The organism is Arthrobacter livingstonensis (genome assembly GCF_003219815.1).
Classification (GTDB): Bacteria; Actinomycetota; Actinomycetes; order Actinomycetales; family Micrococcaceae; genus Specibacter; species Specibacter livingstonensis.
This window is the reverse complement of sequence record NZ_QJVD01000007.1, coordinates 116968-131425: the sequence shown is the minus strand read 5'-3', so window position 1 is coordinate 131425 and position 14458 is coordinate 116968. Positions and strand designations below refer to the sequence as shown.

Sequence of the window (14458 nt, the reverse complement as noted above, 5' to 3'; positions counted from 1 at the left end):
CAACACTGAAAGGACGTGCCGGCCATGGCCATTGCAACGTCAATTGAAACGGTTCCCAGCTACATCCAGGATGCCTGGTGGACTCCCGCCGACGGCGTGCGGGCCACCGATGCCCGCGATGCCAGCACCGGCGAGGTGCTTGCCCGCGTCTCGGCCGAGGGGCTGGACCTGGCCGCCGCTGTCGGCCATGCGCGCACCGTGGGGCAAGCCGAACTTGGCAAACTGACCATCCACGAGCGCGCGCTGAAACTGCGTGAGCTGGCTGCCTACTTGAACGACCAGCGCCAGGAGCTCTACGCCATCTCCGCCCGGACCGGCGCCACAAAGATCGACTCCATGGTGGACATCGACGGCGGCATTGGTGTGCTGTTCACGTTTTCCTCCAAGGGCCGGCGTGAACTGCCCAACGCCAACGTGATTGTGGACGGCCCGGTGGAGGTGCTGAGCAAGGACGGCTCCTTCATTGCCGAGCACATCTACACCCGCATCCCTGGCGTGGCCGTGCAGATCAATGCCTTCAACTTCCCCGTCTGGGGCATGCTGGAAAAGTTCGCCCCGGCCTTCATTGCCGGCGTGCCCACCATCGTCAAGCCGGCCACGCCCAGCGGCTACCTGGCCGAGGCCGCGGTGCGGGCCATCGTCGAGTCCGGGGTCCTGCCCGCCGGTTCGCTGCAGCTGATTTCCGGCTCCGCCCGGGACCTGGTGGACCAGCTTGACTACCGCGACATGGTCTCCTTCACCGGCTCCGCCAGCACGGCGAACCTGCTGAAGAACCACCCGAACGTGGCCCACGGCGGCGTCCGCTTCACCTCCGAAACCGACTCCCTGAACGCGGCCATCCTGGGCCCGGATGCCGTTCCCGGCACGCCGGAATTCGACGCGTTCATCAAGTCAGTGGTCACCGAAATGACGGTCAAGGCCGGCCAAAAGTGCACATCCATCCGCCGCACCATCGTCCCCAACGAGCTCCGCCAGGCCGTCATCGATGGCATCGGCGCACGCATCGGCGAACGGGTGGTGGTGGGCGATCCCCGTGCCGAAGGCGTCACCATGGGCGCCCTCGCCTCGCTGGAGCAGCTCGCGGACGTCCGCTCCGCCGTCGAGACCATGCTCGCGGCCGGCGGCGAGCTGGCCTGGGGAACCCTGGACGCACCCCGCGTGACACGCGCGGACGGGTCCGTGGCCGCCGTCGCCGACGGTGCGTTCATGTCCCCGGTGCTGCTGAGCTGGGCCGACGCCGAAGCCCCGGCCGTGCACACTTTGGAGGCGTTTGGCCCCGTCACAAGTGTGATTGGGTATGACACGCGCCCCGGCTTCGACGGACAGGGAACGGACGTCACCGAGGCGGTCAGGCTCGCCGCGCTGGGGGCCGGCTCCCTCGTGGCGACCGTGTGCACCAACGATCCCGACATTGCGCGCCAGCTGGTCACCGGCATTGCCGCGCACCACGGCCGCGTACTGGTGCTCAACCGCGAGGACGCCCGCACCTCCACCGGCCACGGTTCGCCCGTGCCGCACCTGGTGCACGGTGGTCCGGGGCGGGCCGGGGGCGGCGAGGAGCTGGGCGGCATCCGCTCCGTCAAGCACCACATGCAGCGCACCGCCATCCAGGGCTCGCCCAACATGCTCACGGCCGTGACCGGCATGTGGCACACGGGTGCGGACCGCGTGGCCGCCGGCGACCCGGAGTTTGGGGCCGTGGCAGGCGCCGTCCACCCTTTCCGGAAATCGCTGGCTGAGCTGCACATCGGCGACGCGTTTGCGTCCGGGCTGCGGCAGGTGACGCTGGAGGACATCACGGCGTTTGCACAGACCACCGGCGACACCTTCTACGCCCACACCGACGCGGCGGCTGCCGAAAAGAACCCGTTCTTCCCGGGCATCGTTGCCCACGGCTACCTGCTGGTGTCCTGGGCCGCGGGGCTGTTCGTGGAGCCCGCGCCGGGCCCCGTCCTGGCCAACTACGGGCTCGAATCTTTGCGCTTCATCACGCCCGTGGCGGCAGGAGATTCCATCCGGGTCACACTGACGGCCAAGAAAATCACCCCGCGCGTCACCGACGAATACGGCGAGGTCTGCTGGGACGCGATCCTGCACAACCAAGACGGCGAGATCGTGGCCACCTACGACGTCCTCACGCTCGTGGAGAAGGTGGACACTCTCTACAAATAGCCGCCAGCCGCTGATCGAGCACCGGCTATCGATCCCCACCCACACGCGTAGTCGCGGTCATCGTGACTGCGGAGGTCGAAATGGACATTTGAGCCTGAACTATCAGGCTCAAATGTCCAGTTCGACCTTCTGGCGCAATTCGGGGCCCGGCTGCGGCGGGTGTTCCGTGCCGGGCCAGTCACCGGCATGCGCACAATGCCCATGTCAGTCCGGCGCGTGAACTTCCGGCACTTTTGGCATGCGTCAGATTCCCGATGAGTTTTACGCTTGGCCCGCCCTGTACCAAACTCCCCTCGAGTCCGGCGCACGGCGAAAGCGGGGCATTCCGCACGTGCACCATGACCTTGAATCGCAAACGGACGCTCTCGGCGACGTGCTTGAGATCGTCCTGCCTCCGAACGCCGCGTGACCCTCCCTAGGTGAGAGCGCCGGGAAAGGCACCCGCTTCTGCGGGAGCGTTTGATGCGGTGTGGAGTGCCGGCCGGCTACAGCTCCCTGACGTCCACGCGGTTGTCGTAGAAGCAGACCAGTCCTGCGATTTCCGCGGCAAGCGGCAGCGGCTCTCGGTAGCTCCAGGCAACGTCCTCCCCGGAACCGCCGGCCAGCCGCCAATAGCTTGCCGAGCCCTTGTACGGGCAGAGCGTCACGGAATCGGTGGGGATCAGCTGGTCCCAGTCCACGTCGTTCGGCGGCAGATAGATCCGCTCAGCCAAGGCGGTTTCAAAAACCATCACGGGATTACTGGACTCAGCCAGCGCCACCCCTTCGGCCGTGACGCGTACATGCCGGGCGCTGTGGCGGATGTCCACGCGGTGAAAGGGGTCGCGCGGGTGCGACTGGACGGCGTCGTTCTCCTCCAGCCAGTTGAACGCGGCGGGGTCAAAGGCCACATAGCCGGTGAGATCGGGATCGTCGAGCTCAAACGCGGCCCCCGCTGCGCTTTGCCCTCCGGCGGAAACATCCAGCGCCGTTCCCGGCGAGCTGTGCCGGCTGAATGGTATGCCGGGGTGCAGCACCGTGGGCATGTCCGGCCAGGGCTGTGCCGGAGTGGCAGGGCTGAGAACACCCACGACGTCGTTCGCCGGGGCCGCATAGCACGGCACCACGCGCCCGGGTTCCCAGAGGGCGACTGCGCCGCGGGAATCAAGGACAACATCGTCCCCGAGCATGGCGCGGATCCGCTTGGTGGTGGGTTCAAAGCGCAGTTCGTCGGAGAGGGCCTGGAGGGCGTCGGAAATTTTGGTGGCCATGCGTAAATCGTGCGCTTGTCGCGCAGAGGAGTCAACGGGGCACGACTCCGGTGGCCCGGCGTTGGCTACTGGTGCAGCCCTTGGAAGGACATGGTGATGACGTCGTCCGCCAGCTTTTCGGCGGACAGCGCACCTCCTGGCTTGTACCATTCCACGATCGAGTTGATGGTGCCGAACAGCAGTCGGGTGATGGTTCCCGGGGCGATGTCGGTGCGCAGGGAGCCGTCTTCCTGGGCGGCCGCAACGAGTCCGGTGATGGTGCGGTCAAAAACGCGGCGGCGGGCCAGGGCCTCGCGTTCCATCTCCGTGTTGCCCCGCAGGCGCAGCAGCAGTGTGACGAACGGCAGCCGGTCCACCAGCACCCCGATCGTCCCGCGGAGCACAAATTCAAGGCGGGAATCCGGCGCTCCGGAGGTGGCGCCGTCGAGCTTCAGGACTCCTTCCAGACCGCCGAGGGCCTCCTCCAACGCCAACCGCAGCAGGTCCTCCTTGGAGGGGACATGGTGGTAGATGGCGGACTTGGAGATGCCCAGGTGCCCGGCCAGGGTGCCCATCGACGTGGCCTCGTAGCCGTGCTTGTTGAACACGTCCACGGCAATGTGCAGCACGGACTGCTGGTCATAACCGGGCCGGCCCCGCTTGGCGGCGGCGGCGTGCGGGCTGGTGGCGGTGCTGGGCATGGTTCCTAGTTTCTCATGTGCGCCTCGACGGGCTCGACCGCCGGGACTTAGACCCTGGGCCGGTTGTCATAGATGCGGCGCAGTTTGCCGTTGGAGCGTTCCAGCGAGCCGGGTGTGACGACATCGATGGTGCACGAGGAGCCGACGTGGATCTTGATCTGGGATTTCAACGCCAGGGCTGCGGCGCTGCGTTCCTCCGCCGTGGTGTTTTCGCGGGGTTCGATGTGGATGGTCATCTCATCCATCCGGCCGCTGCGGGTCAGTTCCAGCTGGAAGTGCGGGCTGAACACCGGGATGCGCAGGGCGATTTCCTCGATTTGCGAGGGGAACATGTTGACGCCGCGCAGGATGATCATGTCGTCGCTGCGGCCGCTGATCCGGGACATCCGGCGCATGGACGGGCGGGCCGTTCCCGGCAGCAGGCTGGAGAGGTCCTTGGTGCGGTACCGGATGATGGGCAGCGCCTCCTTGGTGAGCGTGGTGAACACCAGCTCGCCCTTGTGCCCGTCGGGCAGCACCGTGGTGTGGTCAAAGGGGTCGATGATTTCCGGACGGAAGTGGTCCTCCCAGATGTGGTTGCCGTCCTTGGTCTCCACGGATTCACCGGCGACGCCGGGGCCCATGACCTCGGAGAGCCCGTAGATGTCGCAGGCGTCCAGGTCCAGGCCCTGCTCCAGTTCGTGGCGCATCTCCTCCGTCCACGGCTCCGCCCCGCATACGGCAAACTTCAGGGATGTGGCGCGGGGGTCGATGCCGCGGTGGATCATGGCATCCATGATGGTCAGCAGGTACGTGGGCGTGCACATGATGGCGTCGGGCTTGAAGTCCTGGATCAGCTGGATCTGCTTCTCAGTCTGCCCGCCGGACATGGGGATGACGGTGGTGCCCAGCGCCTCGGCACCGTAGTGGGCGCCCAGCCCGCCGGTGAACAGGCCGTAGCCGTAGGCGACGTGCACCTTCATGCCGGGCCGCACGCCGGAGGCGCGCATGGAGCGTGCCACCAGGGAAGCCCATACATCGAGGTCGTTTTGCGTGTAGCCGACCACGGTGGGCCGGCCGGTGGTGCCGGAGCTGGCATGGATGCGCACCACTTCGTTCTGGGGCACCGCGAACATGCCGAACGGGTACTCCTGACGCAGGTCCTCCTTGGTGGTGTACGGAAACTTGGCCAGATCTGCCAGCTCCAACAGATCCGATGGGTGGACGCCGACTTCATCAAACTTGCGCTTGTACAGCGGGACCCGGTCATAGGCGTAGGCCACCGTGTCCTGGAGCCGGGAGAGCTGCAGGGCCTCCAGCTCGTCGCGGCTCATCAGTTCCGCAGCGTCCAGCATCGAGGGGTCGGTTTTTGTGGAGTCGGTCATCGTGGGACGGACCTTTCAGTTCGTGTGCCTGTTGGGAATGGTCCTGCTGCGGCCGCGGAATTCTGCGACCACGGTGGGGGTGCCGCCGTTCTCGGCTGTGACCTGGACGTCGTAGAGCCCGCTGCGGCCCTGTTGCTGGCGGCGGTTGGCGACGGCCGTGAGGCGCTGGCCAGCACGGGTTGGCGCCAGGAAGTTAACGTCGACGCCGGACGCGACGGTCACATAGCCACTGTCACCTTTCGCCGGGTTGCACGCCAGAGCGAAGGCCGAGTCGGCGAAGGCGAAGATCATGCCGCCGTGCGTGATTCCGAACCCGTTCATCATCTCCGGGCGCAGCGTCATGGCAATCGTTGCGTGTCCGTCCTCCAGCCCCAGCACTTCAATGCCCAGCCATTCGGACGCGTAGTCGTTGGACAGCATGGGGTGCTGTGCCCCGGCCCCGCTGGACGCCATGTGTTGCCCCTCACTTTTTCTTACCGAATGTTCATTAGGTAATACCCTTCCGACCCCTTCTGTCAATCCGGGCGTCACTGGATTGACGAGGCGCCCGTCACACTATATTCTGAACGAACGGTCGGTAATTAATGTCGGCACCACATTGAGGAGTTGCCATGGCACGGAATATGCAGCAGGGGGGCCGGTCCGCCCCAAGGAATGCAGCGGAGGCACCGGTTGTAGAAGCACTGTCCGCGGAAGACGCCGCCGGCTTGGAAAATTTCGACCGGATCATCGCCAAGGATTCCCGTGTGGAGCCCAGGGACTGGATGCCGGAGGCCTACCGCCGTTCGCTGGTGCGCCAAATTTCCCAGCACGCGCACTCGGAGATCATCGGCATGCAGCCCGAAGCCAATTGGATCACCCGGGCGCCCAGCCTCAAGCGCAAGTCCATCCTCATGGCCAAGGTCCAGGACGAGGCCGGCCACGGCCTGTATCTGTACTCCGCCGCCGAGACGCTCGGCACCACGCGCGACGACATGATGGACGCGCTGGTGGCCGGCAAGGCGCGCTATTCCTCCATTTTTAACTACCCCACCGTCACCTGGGCGGACATGGGCGCCATTGGCTGGATGGTGGACGGTGCCGCTATTTGCAACCAGGTTCCCCTGTGCCGCGCATCCTACGGTCCCTACGGACGCGCCATGGTGCGAGTGTGCAAGGAGGAATCCTTCCACCAGCGCCAGGGCTTTGAGATCCTGCTGGAGCTGGCCAACGGCACCCCGGAACAACGCGCCATGGCCCAGGACGCCGTCAACCGCTGGTACGCGCCATCCCTGATGATGTTCGGCCCGCCGGACGACGATTCCCCCAACTCCAAGCAGTCCATGGCCTGGAACATCAAAAGGTTCAGCAACGACGAGCTGCGCTCCCGCTTTGTGGGGATGCTCGCCGAGCAGGTCAAGGTGCTGGGGCTGGAGCTGCCCGATGACCAGGTCCGTTTTGACGCGGACACCAAAAAGTGGGAATACGGCCCGCTGGACTGGGAAGAGTTCAAGGAAGTCCTGGCCGGCCGCGGCCCCTGCAATGCCCAGCGCCTGGAACGCCGCCGCTCCGCGCACGAAGACGGCGCCTGGGTCCGCGAGGCCGCCGCAGCTTACGCGGAAAAGCAGGCCGCCCAGCACACCGCCGCGAACGCACAGAAAGCAGCAGCCTAAAGATGGGTGACAAGGAAGCAATGGAAAGTCCGACGCCGGAACCCACCGAAGGCGCCCACCGCTGGCCCCTGTGGGAGGTCTTTGTCCGCTCCAGCCGCGGACTCAGCCATGTCCACGCCGGCTCACTGCACGCGCCGGACGCTTCCATGGCGCTGCGCAACGCCCGCGACCTGTACACCCGCCGCAACGAGGGCGTGTCCATCTGGGTGGTCCCCTCCGACGCCATTGCCGCCTCAGACCCTGATTCCAAGGGCTCCTTCTTCGAGTCGCCCCAGGGCAAGGACTACCGGCACGCCACCTACTACACGAAGAGCGAAGGGGTGAAGCACCTCTAATGAACCAGCAGACCAATTTCGGCGATTCTTCCGCTTCCGCCACCCGCATTACGCCCGGCTTCGCCCTCCGGCCCGAGGACATTGCGCTCGCCGCCGAACAAGGCACGGCAAAGCCCGGCGAAGACGTTGGCGAATACGCGCTGCGGCTCGGCGACGATGCACTGATCCTGGCCCAGCGCCTGGGCCACTGGATCTCCCGCGCCCCGGAACTTGAGGAGGACGTGGCACTGGGCAACATCGCCCTGGACCAGCTGGGCCATGCCCGCTCGTTCCTCACGTACGCCGGAGCCGCCTGGGGCAAGACGGAGGACGAGCTCGCCTACTTCCGCCGCGAGTCGGAATTCCGCTCCGCGCACCTTTTTGAGCAGCCCAACGGCGACTTTGCCGCCACCATTGCCAGGCAGTTCATCGTGGCGAACTACCAGTTCCCGCTCTACCGGGAACTGACAAAATCCTCCGACCCCATGCTGGCCGCCATCGCCGCCAAGGCCGTCAAGGAAGTGGACTACCACCTGGACCACAGCACCCAGTGGGTCTTGCGCCTGGCCGGCGGGACGGCGGAATCCCGGCGCCGCATGGAGGCCGGCCTCAAGCTCATGTGGCCGTTTGCCGGCGAGCTGTTCGAGGACGACGAGCTCACCGCGCGGCTGGGCGGGGCCGGCGTCGCGCCCTCCTCCCTGAAGGACGAATTTGACCGCTCCACGGGCGCCGTCCTGGCCGAGGCCGAACTGGACGTGGCCGGGCACCCCATGGCCACCGGCGGTGGCCGGCATGGCCACCACTCGGAATACCTGGGCCCCGTGCTGGCCGAGATGCAGGTCCTGGCACGCGAATTTCCCGGGGCGGGCTGGTGACAGTCATGGATACGGTCCACAGGACAGCGCCGAGCAGGACAGCGCGGCAGCGGGCCTGGGACATCGCCGCGCGCGTGTGTGATCCCGAAATTCCCGTGCTCACCATCGCGGATTTGGGCATCCTGCGCAGCGTGGACGTGTACGACGCCGGTCCGGGCCGGACGGCAGTCCAGGTCACCATCACGCCCACCTACTCCGGCTGCCCCGCCATGGAAGCGATCCGGGACGACGTCCTGGCCGAGTTCGCCAGGGAAGGCTACTCGTCCGCGAGCGTGGCCATGGTGCTGTCCCCGGCCTGGACCACCGACTGGATGAGTGCCGAGGGCAGGGCCAAGCTGGAGGAATACGGGATCGCCCCGCCCAGCGGCAACTCGCGTGCCGGAGGCCACAGCGGCCCCATCCGGCTTGCGTTGCAGGTCAAATGTCCGCAGTGCCAGTCGCTCAATACCAAGGAACTTACCCGCTTCGGCTCCACATCCTGCAAGGCGCTCTACGTCTGCCAGGACTGCAGGGAACCGTTTGACTACTTTAAGGTGCTCTAATGAGCGTTCCCGCAGATGCCACAGCCCGGCGGCGGGCCTCGTTCCACACACTCACCGTCAAGGCTGTCCGCCGGCTCACCGAGGATGCCATCGAGGTCACGTTCGCCGTGCCTGCAGCGCTTTCCGGCTACTACGACTACCTGCCGGGCCAGTACGTTGCGCTGCGTGTACAGATGCCGGACGCCGACGGCGTGGACCGCGAGGTGCGCCGCAGCTATTCCATTTGCGCCGTGCCGGTGCAGTTTGACGACGGCAGCTCCGAGGTCCGGGTGGCCATCAAGAGGGACATTGGCGGGGAATTTTCCACCTGGGCCAACAAGGAACTGGCGGCCGGTGCCGTCATGGACGTCATGAGCCCCATGGGCGCCTTTATCTCCAAGCACGGCGGCACGGACGCAGCGGGAATCAGCGGCGGCGTGTCCAACGTCCTCAACAGCATGAACCACCCCGCGGACAGGGAGCGCGACGCCGGCACCTACGTGGCCATCGCCGCCGGCTCGGGGATCACCCCGGTCATGGCCCTGGCAAAGTCACTCCTGGCCGGCAACCCCGGCACCCGCTTCGACCTGGTCTACGCGAACAAGGCCACCATGGACGTCATGTTCCTGGAGGAGCTGGCGGACCTGAAGGACCGGTATCCCCGGCGGTTTGCACTGCACCACGTGCTCTCCCGTGAACAGCGCATCGCCCCGCTGATGAGCGGGCGCCTGGACGCGGAAAAGCTCGAAGCCCTCCTCGGCACCGCCATCCACGCCGACGACGTCGATGAATGGTTCCTTTGCGGGCCCTTTGAACTGGTGCAGCTGTGCCGCGACGTGCTCCAAGCCCGCGGCGTCAACAGGGACCGGGTCCGGTTTGAACTGTTCACCACGGGCCGTCCCGACCGACCCGAGGGACAGGCCGGCCGCGCCGTGGTGGTGGACGAGTCCGGGGAAACGTACAAGATCACCTTCACCCTGGATGGGCTTACCGCGGACATCCTCAGCCCGACCCATGCACGCGAGTCGATCCTCAACGCCGCCCTGCGCGTGCGTCCCGACGTGCCTTTCGCCTGCGCCGGCGGAGTGTGCGGCACCTGCCGGGCGAAGCTGGTGTGTGGCACGGTGGAGATGGAGGAGAACTACGCCCTCGAGCCCGACGAAGTCGAAAACGGCTACGTCCTCACCTGCCAGTCCCGCCCCACCACCGCCGAGGTCACCGTTGACTACGACGGCTGACGCCGTGCTGCGCGGAATTGGGGGCAGGTGCCCGCACCGCGCCACACACGACTCCGTCGGTGTGTCCGCGGCGACGCCCACCACGCCGCCAGCCCCCAATTCCGCTCCGCCCGGTGGTCGCGTTGGTCGGGTCCGTCGAGACACCGCGAACCGGAAACCAGCCCAACTGAGGAGTGTCCATGATTGAGCTTTCCATTGCCGACGGCGTTGCCGAGATTGTGCTCAATGCCCCGGAGAAGTTGAATTCGCTCAACGAGGCGGCGTTGGGGGAGCTTGGCGCCGCGTACGACGACGCCGCTGCAGCAGTTCGGGCGGGCACCGTCCGGGCACTGTTGCTGCGGGGTGAGGGACGGGCTTTCTGCGCCGGGCGCGACATTGCCGGGGTGGACGGCGCCACCGACGATGTCAGCGGATACCTGGACGGACTGCTGACACCGCTCATGAAGAAAATCGCCGCTTTCCCGGCGCCCACCTTTGCCGCAGCGCAGGGCGCCTGCCTCGGTGTGGGGCTGGGCCTGCTGATCGCCACCGACGTGGTGTACGTGGCCGAAAACGCCAAGATCGGCTCGCCGTTTGCCAACCTCGGTGCCACCCTGGACTCCGGCGGACACTGGCTGTTCACCGAACGGCTCGGCACGCACCGCACCCTTGACCTGATCTACACGGCCGAGCTGATCGGCGGCACGGAGGCCGTGGCGGCCGGGCTGTTCAGCCGGGCCAAGCCGGCGGAGGAACTGCTCGCCTTCACCCGTGCTGCCGCAGCCAAGGCCGCGGCCGGGCCAACCCAGGCATTCAACGCCAGCAAGGCCCTCGTGGCACAAATCCGGGACCGTCGGCTGGGGCTCTGGGACGCCGTCGCACTTGAAAGCCAGGCGCAGGCGGGGCTGTCCGCAACGGCCGACTACGCCGAGGGATTCGCCGCGTTCACGGCCAAGCGGAAGCCGGACTTCACCGGCCGTTGACGCTTCAACGTGCTGAGCGGGCCGCCTTGCGCACAAACGGCCATGCGATGGTCAGCGCCCCCAGAACCAGCAGGATGATTGCTTCGCCGGGAAAATCGAGAAGGCGCAGCAGGATGGCTGCGGCCACGTATGGCAGTGCTGCCCACTTCAATGGTTGAAACTTCAGCCGGCTGCCCCAGGCAAAAAGCATGACGGCGAAGAAGAGGCTCAGTTCAAAGCGGGCGGACCATTCGATGAAGAAGAAGATGATCGCCAGGATGAACATCAGCCCGGCGGCCGAGACGCTCTGGCGGCGTGCCTCGGTGGGATGGGTTCGCTTGGAGAAGGACAGCGGCAGCCAGAGCAGCGCCGCGCAGAATGCCGGGACCAGCGGCGTCAGGAAGAAGACGGGGGCGCTAATGGTGGCGGGGTCGCCGGCGCCGAGCAAAAGCATGAGCCCCGAGAGCAGTGCGCCCAGGCCCGCGGTGGCGAAGACAAGCCTGTTCACCGCTGGCGCTTCCTGGACTGCAATGGCGGTCTCAGCTGCTACGGCCCGGACGGTGTGGTGATTCTTCATGGATCAATCGTCGCAGACTATTCCCGCCAGTCAGTTCAGCGGGCGCGTTCCTTCCGGGAGGGCGCCGTCGTTCATCAGGGCGGTGGCGGCGTCGGCGATCGCGGTCATGGCCACTCGCTGGATCCACGGGCCGTATGAAATCCGGGCCACGCCCAGCTCCTGAAGCCTGGACGGTGTGAGCGAGCCGGGCACGTTGATGACACTGACCTTGCCCCGGCCAATTCCGGTCACAAGTGCCTTGACGGTGGGCTCGTCCAGTTTTCCGGGCACGAACACGCAGCTGGCCCCCACTTCAAGGTAGGCGCGGCCGCGTTCGACGGCGGCCTCCAGCACCTCCCTCGGGTCACGGTCCGCGCCGCGCAGGAAGGCGTCGGTGCGGGCGTTGAGGACAAACTCAATTCCTTCGGCGGTGCCTGCGGCGACGGCCTGCTTCATCTGCGCAACGGCCTGCGGCAGCGGGCGCATCTGGTCCTCGATGTTGGCCCCGACAATGCCCACGCCCACCGCCTTGCGGATGGTCTCACCGGGGTTGCCGTAGCCGGCCTCAAGGTCAGCTGTGACGGGCAGGTCCGTCGCCGCTGCGATCCGGCCGATGGCCTCGATCATGGTGGCCACCGGGATGTGCTCGCCGTCCTCGTAGCCGTAGGATGCGGCGATTGAGTGGCTGGCGGTGGCCAGCGCCTTCGTGCCGGGCAGGTCCGAGATGACCTTGGTGCTGATGACGTCCCAGACATTGGCCAGTTGGAGGATTTCAGGCGCATTGTGCAGGCGGAGAAGTTCTGTTGCCTTGCTTGCTGTGCTCATGGAACGAGCCTAGCCCTCATTGCCTCCGGCGTCAGGACCAAGATCGCGAAGCCGCCAACCACCCAGGAAATGATGCCGGCAGCTCCGGCAGTCCGCAGGGCACCCCTGGCGCTGAAAAGCCGTCGCATTTCAATGATGGAACCGGAGCGGGCCTGCAGGAACGGACCCAATTTCAGGCTGCGGCTCCTGCCCGGCTTAAGCCAGTTGGTTCGGTCACCGGTTGTCAAGGTCCTCAAAGATCAAAAACGTCTGGGTGTCCTGCACACCGGCCATGGACTGCAGCTGGTCAAAGATCACGCGCCGGAGCCCCGTGTTGTCCTCCGCGCGCACCAGCAACATCACATCAAAGTCACCGCCCACCAGGGCAATGTGCTCCACTTCGGGGATGGCGCGCAGTTCCTCCTTCAATTCCCGCCAGGAATGCTGGCTGACCTTCAGCGTCACGTAGGCCGAGGACTTCAGCCCGGCCTTCACGGGGTCCACCAGGGCCGTGAACTTGGTCAGCACGCCGGTGGAGGTCAGCCGGGAAATGCGGGCATAGGCGTGCGCCCGGGAGATGTGCGCATTCTCCGCCACGGTGGTCACGGAAAGCCTGCCATCGCGGGTGAGCTCGGCGATGATCCTGCGGTCCACGTCGTCCAGCGGTACGGGGGAGTGCTCTGGCATGGGGTCCTTTGCGGCGGCGGGGAAGGGCGTGAGACGTACTGTGCTCGTAATGCACGTCACCTGGAAGTTATGTCTTCAATAATACGACCCCTATTCGCAATATTCCAGAGATACCGAAAGGCATGGATACAAAACGTAATCCACTCCCATACTTGAGGGACGGAACATCTTTACGCAGGCGGCCCGCCAGTGCCCCGCAGGGGGTCGGGTGGGCGGCGCAGCTCCCTGGGAGGAGTGGGACTTCAATGACGAACCACCCGGAATTTATCGATCACACGGGCAATGCGGGCCGGGACAGCGGTTATCTGCTGCCGTCCGGCGCGCCGGTCCAGCTGATCTCACCTGACGGCTCTCCGGCGCCCGAGGGCGGCTACAAGGAGAACTACAGCCTCCCCGACCATCAGATGTTGTTGGACGGCTACGAACGCCTCGTCGTGGGACGGCGGGTCAATGACCAGGCCAATGCCCTGGTGCGGCAGGGGCGGATGGCGGTGTACCCGTCGTCGACCGGCCAGGAGGCTTGCCAGGTCGCCGCCGACATGTGCCTGCGCCCCAGCGACTGGTTGTTCCCCACCTACCGGGACACCGTGGCCATCCTGGGCCGCGGCGTCGATCCCATGGAAGCCTTTGAGTCGCTGCGCGGCGACTGGCACGCCGGCTTTGACCCGCACCAGTACAACACCGGCCTGCCCACCACGCCGCTCGCCACCCAGCTCCTGCATGCCGTCGGGGTGGCGCATGCCGCCAAGCTGCGCGGCGAGGACACCGTGGTGCTGGCGCTCTGCGGGGACGGAGCCAGCAGCGAGGGCGACTTCCACGAGGCCCTGAACTTTGCCGCCGTCTTCCACGTCCCGGTGGTCTTCCTGATCCAAAACAACCAGTACGCCATCTCCGTCCCGCTCATTCACCAGTCCGTGGCACCGTCGCTGGCCCACAAGGCGGTGGGCTACGGCATGCCCGGCGAGCGCGTGGACGGCAACGACCTGGCCGCGCTTCTGGCGGTGCTGGGCAGCGCGGTGGAGCGCGCGCGCGACGGCGGCGGCCCGGCCCTGGTGGAGGCGCACACCTACCGGATGGAATCCCACACCAACGCCGACGACGCCACCCGGTACCGCAGCGCCGCCGAAGTGGCGCAGTGGGTGCCCAAGGATCCGCTGTTGCGCCTACAGAAATACCTGGCCGACGCCGGGCACCTGGCCACCGCCGACACCGAACGCATCGCGGCGTCCGCCGAATCCATGGCCAAGGTGCTGCGCGATGGCCTGAACGCCGAAACCGTCCTGGACCCGGCCGACTTGTTCAGGTTTGTCTACACCGAGCCGACGCCGCAGCTGCGTGCGCAAAGCAGCCAGCTGGCGGCTGAACTCGCCGCCGGCCAGTCCCTTGAAGGAGCACTCCCGTGAC

16 protein-coding genes are annotated in these 14458 nt (G+C 66.3%); 9 read left to right on the top strand and 7 right to left on the bottom strand.

All coding sequences use genetic code 11. The annotated features are described in order from the left end of the window. The first annotated feature begins 24 nt into the window (after window positions 1–24). Window positions 25–2172 (top strand): phenylacetic acid degradation bifunctional protein PaaZ, encoded by a 2148-nt coding sequence (paaZ, locus tag CVV68_RS08585; RefSeq protein WP_110500582.1) that lies wholly within the window; start codon window positions 25–27, stop codon window positions 2170–2172. 238 nt (window positions 2173–2410) lie between these two features. Then, the gene (locus tag CVV68_RS23840; RefSeq protein ID WP_211320764.1) at window positions 2411–2581 is read left to right on the top strand and encodes a hypothetical protein; all 171 of its coding nucleotides are present in this window, start codon (window positions 2411–2413) and stop codon (window positions 2579–2581) included. Between the two features lie 76 nt (window positions 2582–2657). Here CVV68_RS23840 and CVV68_RS08580 read toward each other — a convergent pair whose 3' ends face one another. From CVV68_RS08580 to paaI, 4 genes are all read right to left on the bottom strand, one after another. Further along, window positions 2658–3422 carry a DUF427 domain-containing protein gene (locus CVV68_RS08580; RefSeq protein WP_110500581.1) on the bottom strand — a complete coding sequence of 255 codons (765 nt, stop codon included), beginning with the start codon at window positions 3420–3422 and terminating at the stop codon, window positions 2658–2660. 65 nt (window positions 3423–3487) lie between these two features. Further along, the gene (locus CVV68_RS08575) at window positions 3488–4102 is read right to left on the bottom strand and encodes a TetR/AcrR family transcriptional regulator (RefSeq protein ID WP_110500580.1); all 615 of its coding nucleotides are present in this window, start codon (window positions 4100–4102) and stop codon (window positions 3488–3490) included. A gap of 47 nt (window positions 4103–4149) precedes the next feature. Next, the gene (gene paaK, locus CVV68_RS08570; protein WP_110500579.1) at window positions 4150–5466 is read right to left on the bottom strand and encodes a phenylacetate--CoA ligase PaaK; all 1317 of its coding nucleotides are present in this window, start codon (window positions 5464–5466) and stop codon (window positions 4150–4152) included. Window positions 5467–5481: 15 nt separating this feature from the next. Next, window positions 5482–5919 (bottom strand): hydroxyphenylacetyl-CoA thioesterase PaaI, encoded by a 438-nt coding sequence (paaI, locus tag CVV68_RS08565; protein ID WP_110500578.1) that lies wholly within the window; start codon window positions 5917–5919, stop codon window positions 5482–5484. 158 nt (window positions 5920–6077) lie between these two features. Between paaI and paaA the strand changes: the two genes are divergently transcribed. From paaA to CVV68_RS08535, 6 genes are all read left to right on the top strand, one after another. Beyond that, on the top strand, window positions 6078–7118 hold the full coding sequence (paaA, locus tag CVV68_RS08560) for a 1,2-phenylacetyl-CoA epoxidase subunit PaaA (RefSeq protein ID WP_245933425.1): 1041 nt from the start codon (window positions 6078–6080) through the stop codon (window positions 7116–7118). 2 nt (window positions 7119–7120) lie between these two features. Next, entirely contained in the window at window positions 7121–7453 is a 333-nt protein-coding gene (gene paaB / locus CVV68_RS08555) for a 1,2-phenylacetyl-CoA epoxidase subunit PaaB (protein WP_438502623.1), read from the top strand. After that, entirely contained in the window at window positions 7453–8307 is an 855-nt protein-coding gene (paaC, locus tag CVV68_RS08550; RefSeq protein WP_110500575.1) for a 1,2-phenylacetyl-CoA epoxidase subunit PaaC, read from the top strand. The genes paaB and paaC overlap by 1 nt, the downstream gene beginning before the upstream one ends. 5 nt (window positions 8308–8312) lie before the next feature. Further along, on the top strand, window positions 8313–8849 hold the full coding sequence (gene paaD / locus CVV68_RS08545) for a 1,2-phenylacetyl-CoA epoxidase subunit PaaD (protein ID WP_211320763.1): 537 nt from the start codon (window positions 8313–8315) through the stop codon (window positions 8847–8849). Then, a complete protein-coding gene (paaE, locus tag CVV68_RS08540) occupies window positions 8849–10066 on the top strand; it encodes a 1,2-phenylacetyl-CoA epoxidase subunit PaaE (protein ID WP_110500573.1) in 1218 nt (405 codons plus the stop codon). The genes paaD and paaE overlap by 1 nt, the downstream gene beginning before the upstream one ends. Before the next feature lie 179 nt (window positions 10067–10245). After that, the gene (locus tag CVV68_RS08535; protein WP_110500572.1) at window positions 10246–11028 is read left to right on the top strand and encodes an enoyl-CoA hydratase/isomerase family protein; all 783 of its coding nucleotides are present in this window, start codon (window positions 10246–10248) and stop codon (window positions 11026–11028) included. A 4-nt stretch (window positions 11029–11032) separates the two neighbouring features. On the opposite strand, the gene CVV68_RS08530 is transcribed toward CVV68_RS08535, so the two are convergent. From CVV68_RS08530 to CVV68_RS08520, 3 genes are all read right to left on the bottom strand, one after another. Further along, a complete protein-coding gene (locus CVV68_RS08530; RefSeq protein WP_110500571.1) occupies window positions 11033–11584 on the bottom strand; it encodes a hypothetical protein in 552 nt (183 codons plus the stop codon). Between the two features lie 30 nt (window positions 11585–11614). Continuing rightward, window positions 11615–12388, bottom strand: a complete 774-nt coding sequence (locus tag CVV68_RS08525; protein WP_110500570.1) for an isocitrate lyase/PEP mutase family protein — start codon at window positions 12386–12388, stop codon at window positions 11615–11617. Window positions 12389–12601: 213 nt separating this feature from the next. Then, a complete protein-coding gene (locus CVV68_RS08520; RefSeq protein WP_110500569.1) occupies window positions 12602–13054 on the bottom strand; it encodes an Lrp/AsnC family transcriptional regulator in 453 nt (150 codons plus the stop codon). A gap of 245 nt (window positions 13055–13299) precedes the next feature. On the opposite strand from CVV68_RS08520, the gene CVV68_RS08515 reads away from it, so the two are divergent. After that, on the top strand, window positions 13300–14457 hold the full coding sequence (locus CVV68_RS08515) for a thiamine pyrophosphate-dependent dehydrogenase E1 component subunit alpha (RefSeq protein WP_110500568.1): 1158 nt from the start codon (window positions 13300–13302) through the stop codon (window positions 14455–14457). Window position 14458: the final 1 nt, after the last annotated feature.